At 67.6% G+C, this 5,199-nt stretch carries 3 protein-coding genes and 1 pseudogene; 3 read left to right on the plus strand and 1 reads right to left on the minus strand.

The window, feature by feature from the left end; all coding sequences use genetic code 11:
* Positions 1 to 384 precede the first annotated feature (384 nt).
* Both ABZ484_RS38315 and ABZ484_RS38320 read left to right on the plus strand, forming a co-directional pair.
* Entirely contained in the window at positions 385 to 1,665 is a 1,281-nt protein-coding gene (locus ABZ484_RS38315) for an IS701 family transposase (protein WP_358870576.1), read from the plus strand.
* Positions 1,666 to 1,961: 296 nt separating this feature from the next.
* Positions 1,962 to 2,285: pseudogene (locus ABZ484_RS38320) on the plus strand (hypothetical protein); the annotation flags it as partial.
* Here the strand turns inward: ABZ484_RS38320 and ABZ484_RS38325 are convergent.
* A complete protein-coding gene (locus ABZ484_RS38325) occupies positions 2,261 to 3,625 on the minus strand; it encodes a hypothetical protein (RefSeq protein WP_358870574.1) in 1,365 nt (454 codons plus the stop codon). The pseudogene ABZ484_RS38320 and the gene ABZ484_RS38325 overlap by 25 nt on opposite strands.
* Before the next feature lie 1,013 nt (positions 3,626 to 4,638).
* On the opposite strand from ABZ484_RS38325, the gene ABZ484_RS38330 reads away from it, so the two are divergent.
* A complete protein-coding gene (locus tag ABZ484_RS38330; RefSeq protein WP_358870575.1) occupies positions 4,639 to 4,785 on the plus strand; it encodes a hypothetical protein in 147 nt (48 codons plus the stop codon).
* Positions 4,786 to 5,199 lie beyond the last annotated feature (414 nt).

Consider the following 5,199-nt stretch of genomic DNA (forward strand, 5'->3'; position numbering starts at 1 on the left):
CTTCTACGGCGACCGCGTCATCGACAATCAGTAACACCCGAATCAACCACGAGAAGCATCAACATCAGGGCTTACACGAAAAACAAGACACTCCCACCCGCCCAGCCGGGGATGCGGCTGAGCGGGCCCGCGAAAGCAGCAGCGGGTGGTATCAGCAGGCAGGGGATCGCGGCTTCCGCACCAGGGGTAGGGGTCGGCGACAGACACGAGTCCACCCTCCGCTTCCGCGATCTTGAGTGTGCGCTCGGGGCCGAACGGATTGGCTGGCACCACTTCGTCAGCTGGTCTTCTTCGGCTTCGGGACGCGGCATGGGCCAGGGCTTTCACAGCTAGTAGGACTCCGTTAGGTCTTCGAGTTCGGCTGTTCCTGGGCATGTTGGATGTCTGGATGCACACGAAGTAAAGCGTGTACGGGCCAGGTTGGCGTTATACGTGGCTGATGTGTTCGCCTCGGTGCCGCGCAAGGATCAGCTGGCCAAGGGTGACTGCTACCTGCGGGGACTGATGCTGGACGGCCGCCGCAAGTCGATCCAGGCCATGGCCGCTCGGCTGCCGGACGGCAACGAGCAGAACCTCCAGCAGTTCGTGAACCAGTCCACCTGGGATCCCGTGCCGGTGCAGCGGCGGATCTGCGAACGCATGCTCCCGCTCATCGCCCCGACGGCCTGGGTGATCGACGACGTGTCCGTACCCAAGGACGGAAGAATGTCGGTCGCTGTGGCCCCGCAGTACTGCGGAGCCCTGGGCAAACGCGCCAACTGCCAGGTCGCGGTCAGCGTCCACGCCGCGACCGACACCGCCTCCTGCCCGCTGCAGTGGCGGCTGTTCCTGCCCAAGGAATGGGAAGCGGACGACGACCGCAGGACTGCCACCCGCGTCCCGCCCGAGGTCACGCACCGCGAGAAGTGGCGGCTGTCTTTGGACATGCTCGACACGCTGGCCGACTGGGGAATGAGGTCGCCGGTCGTCGTGGCCGACGCCGCCTACGGCACCAACGCACACCTGCGGGCCGCCCTGACGGACCGCGGAATCGACTACGTGCTGGCCGTCCGCGCGGACGTGACCGCCCACCCCTTCGACGCGAAACCCGAGACGCCGGACCGCAACGGACCCATCGGCTGCTGGCCCCAGCCCCGCTACCGACAGCCCGCACCATCGATGGCAGCCCTGGCCGCCGGTCTCCAGCCGCAGGCGTTCACCACCATCGCCTGGCGGCAGGGCACGCGCGGCAAGTTACGGTCCCGCTTCGCCGCCGTGCGCGTCCGCCCCGCCGGCAAGGCCGTCGAGCGTCCGATCAAAGCCGCTGCCTCGGCCGAGCAGGGCTGGTGGGACGGCATCCTGCCCGACTGCTGGCAGCTCGTCGAGTGGCCCGAAGAGGCCGAGGCTCCCACCGATTACTGGCTCTCCAACCTGCCGGCCGACACGGCGATCGCTGACCTGGTCCGCCTGGCCAAGGTCCGCTGGCGCATCGAGCACGACTACCGAGAACTCAAGCACGGCCTGGGCCTGGACCACTTCGAAGGCCGTTCCTGGCCGGGCTGGCACCACCACGTCACCCTCGTGACCACCGCCCACGCCTTCCTCACCGAACAACGGCTGGCCCCAAAAGCACCCGCACCGGACTCACTCTCTACCAGACCCTCGACGCCCTCCAAGACATCTTGAGGTGCTGGACCGGCATCTGCACCACCTGCCACCAACCCCTGCCCAGCAGGCCCCACACAACACCCAGATCAAGACAGACCTAACGGAGTCCTACTAGCGCTGTGACCGGAAAGGTTCACCGGGGTCGGGAGTGACTCGGGAGGACAACCGGACCTGTTCACTGGGCATGGGAAGATCGCGCCGTGACCATCACCCTGCATGACTTTGACGGCGAGCACTCGCTGACGATCACTGTCGGTGACCTGCTCGCCGATGCTGCGGTAGTGGGCTCTGGGCACTAGCCGAACGGGTACTTCTGGGAAGGTCTTGTGCAGTTCGCTTGGCCGGACATCGCTGAGCGCCTCGATTTTGACAGCGAGGCCGGCATGTTCTGTGCGGTCGGGAGCTTGAGTGACCTCGCGCAGCTCAAAGCTGCCGTTGAGCCCGTGATCTCGAGCTTCAGTGCAGTTCGCGAGATCGTTGCGCAGGCGGAGACGTCAGGCTTCGAGTTGCCAGCGGACCCGACCAGGGACTGCGCCTTTTCCGGGCCCCGGACGCCGCCGAAGACGACGAGGGCAACGGCTGAACCGGCCCGCCACGTACGGTGGAGACGCTGTCAGAACGGTGGTTCGGTGAAGTAGGCGCCGTCCCAGGCGGGTGTGGTCGGTTTGGGCATCGGCTGCTGGAGTACTCGTACAGCGTCTTCGACGCGGCCGAGGTCGATGAGGCGCTCGGCGCGGGGAGAGGTGTTGAATGTCGGGTGTCGTTCGAGGACTGCGGCAGCTTCCTCGGTGCGGCCGGCTTCGGCAAGCACGTCGGACAGGACCCAGGCCGCGTACCAGGTGTCGCCTTCGGGGTGCGCCCGCGCCTGCTCGATCGCTTCATCGAGCAGGCCGCAGTCGGCCATGAGCGGAAGCCGCATCTGAAAAGGGTCCCAGTCCTCCCTGCCGCCGCATCGCGCCTTGAGGGCATCGAGGTGGGCCAGGCCGTCCCGGGGCCGGCCGTGGTCGGCATACAGGGTGCAAAGAGTGTGGACGATCCAGTCCTCCGCGCCGCCGGGCCGTTCGGTGAATGCGCGCATCACCTCGATCGCCTCGTCGCCCCGTCCGTGCCGGACCAGGAGCTCGGACAGCGGGACAATCACCTGCCACATGCCGGACGGCGTGGCACCGAAGGTGCGGTAGGCGGCGATCGCGCCTTCCACGTCGCCGCTTTCCTCCAGCACTTCGGCAAGGCGCTGCGCGGCGTGCCCGTGGTGCTCGGACGCCGCGTAGGCACGCAGTTCCGTGATCCGGTCGTGCCTGGCCAGCAGGTCGGCCAGCTGGTCACGGCCGTTGACGGAGGTGACCTTGCGAGTGTGCAGCAGGGCGATCGCCTCCTCGATCCGGCCCTGGCGTTCCCTGATCGCGGCGAGCAGGCCGATCGCGTTGGACGGTTCCATCCGGAGGTTGTTGCAGTCAGGGTCCTCGCAAGCGGGGACCGCTGCTTCCACCCGGGCCTCCAACAGGGCCGCCGCTTCCTCGTCCATGCCCGCCGCTTCGGCGACGTCGACCAGGCACTCGGCGAGGAACCAGTCCTGGATCCCGGCGCGCAGCAGCATGAACGCCTCGCCGCCGCGGCCGTGGCGGGCCAGCAGGCGCGCGAAGAAGACCAGCGCCAGCCGGTCACCGGCCTCCGCGTACGGGCGGGACAGCGCGATCGCCTCCTCCGTCCGGCCCCAGCCCTCCAGCAGCTCCGCCCGCGCTTGGGCCGCCGGCCACCAGTTCGTGGCGACGTACGGAGCGAGCACCTCCAACGCCTGCTCGCGCTGGCCCCGATGTCCGAGCAGCCGTGCCCACTCTAGCGCGCAGAACCACTCTCCGCGGCTGGCCTGCAACTCCACTTCGCGCTCATGACCGAGTTGGAGAATCCGCGCCACCAGCGGCGGAGGAATGCAGCCCGTCAGCGTTCGGGCCCGGTAGTCAAGATCAGCAGCATCCACGACAGCGCACCTTAGCCCTCACCACTGACACGACCCGCACGCCGGAGCCGTCGCACGTGAGGGCTACGTCAAAAACCTTCGCTCTCTGAAGATCACCCCGGGGGGCCGCCTGAACCTCGCAGGGCCTTCACGGTTGCGCAGCCTCCAGGCGTTCCAGCAGGCGAGCCTGCGCAGTGGGCGCCAGCGGCGCTCTCGCAGGCGGTCGCGCAGGCAGGGTGGGACTGCTCCGCCCGCTACCGCACCGCGGCGAGTCATGGAGGCGGCCCCTGCCCAGGGCGCTGCGTGCAGGGGCCGTCCACGCCCCGCGGTCCTGTCACAGCGCAAGGCACTACGACGCAAAAACCCGAGCGTCCGACCCCGCCTGCCCAGCACGTCGGCAGGGTGAACACTGTTGGGGTTTCCTCTCGCTCCGACAAGGTCGAGAGCGCAACGACGTTCGCAGCTCAGCGAACGGTGTCGAGGAGATCGAAGACGGCAACTGGCTGGGCGCGCCGCCGTGGGGTGATTCAACCGGCGCGTGGGACTGATGTGGTCATTCAGCACCGGCCTCTTCCGCGCTTGTGTCCTTCTCAGGTTGCATGGCCGCGTGTACATCGCCGATTAGGTTGATCGTGGTGGTCCGAGGGCGCTGTCCGACACCGTTCAGCGCAATGATCGACACCAGCTCCCAGATGACGGCAACCAGGCCGGTCGCGGCGCCCCGGGCGGCCTGTCCGGTCCCATACTGGTGAAGAGGCGGTGTTCTGACCGTGCGCTATTCGGTGACTCTGAGCTTTGCCTGTGCCTGAACCCGCCGCCTTCTAGGCGAGGTCGTGTACGGGCGTTTGAAGACGGCTGCCGAGACGCATCCTTCTGCCATTGCGGCGAGCGTTGGCAGGAAGTGGTGGGGGATGGCCAGGTCGTCCAGAGGACAGAGGGTCCTGCCCGGACACTCCCTACGCGAGGAGATACCCCCCGCGCCGCGCCGCGTCGGCCGGTCATGGGCGACGGGCCTCGCCGTAGTTTGCGGCAGCGTGGTGCTGGTCGCCTTCGTCACCGTCGTAGCACCGCGCTACCTGCTGAGCTGGGACGCTCCCTCGACACCCGTCGCAGACCGGGCGAAGGCGGTCAACGACATCCGCACCACGCTGCGGCAGGGCCTGGCGGGCGTAGCCTGCTGATCGGTGCGTACTTCACCTGGCGGCAGCTGGAAGTCAGCCGCCAAGGGCAGATCACCCAGCGCTTCACGGCAGCCGTGGAGCAACTGGGCAGCACCAGCCCGGAAGTACGGATCGGCGCGATCTACGCCCTCGAACGCATAGCCCATGACTCGCCGGACGACTGCGGGCCGATCGCGGAGGTGCTGTGCTCCTTCGTGAAGCGCAACGGACTGGCAGTTCCCCTCAGCGAGCGGCCGGTCCCCCGTGACGAGGCGCACAAAGGCGAACTGGCACGTACCCACGGCGGGGATCGTTCTCGGTGGCGAGGTGCACATAGCCGTTAAGACGCCATCTCATTTGGCTGCCTGGGTAGGCTGTCGGTCGTGGTGGGGATCGTTGAGCGGCTGGTGCCGGACGAGTTGTGGGAACTGTTCC

This window comes from Streptomyces sp. NPDC006393 (assembly GCF_040628575.1).
In the GTDB taxonomy this organism is placed as follows: domain Bacteria; phylum Actinomycetota; class Actinomycetes; order Streptomycetales; family Streptomycetaceae; genus Streptomyces.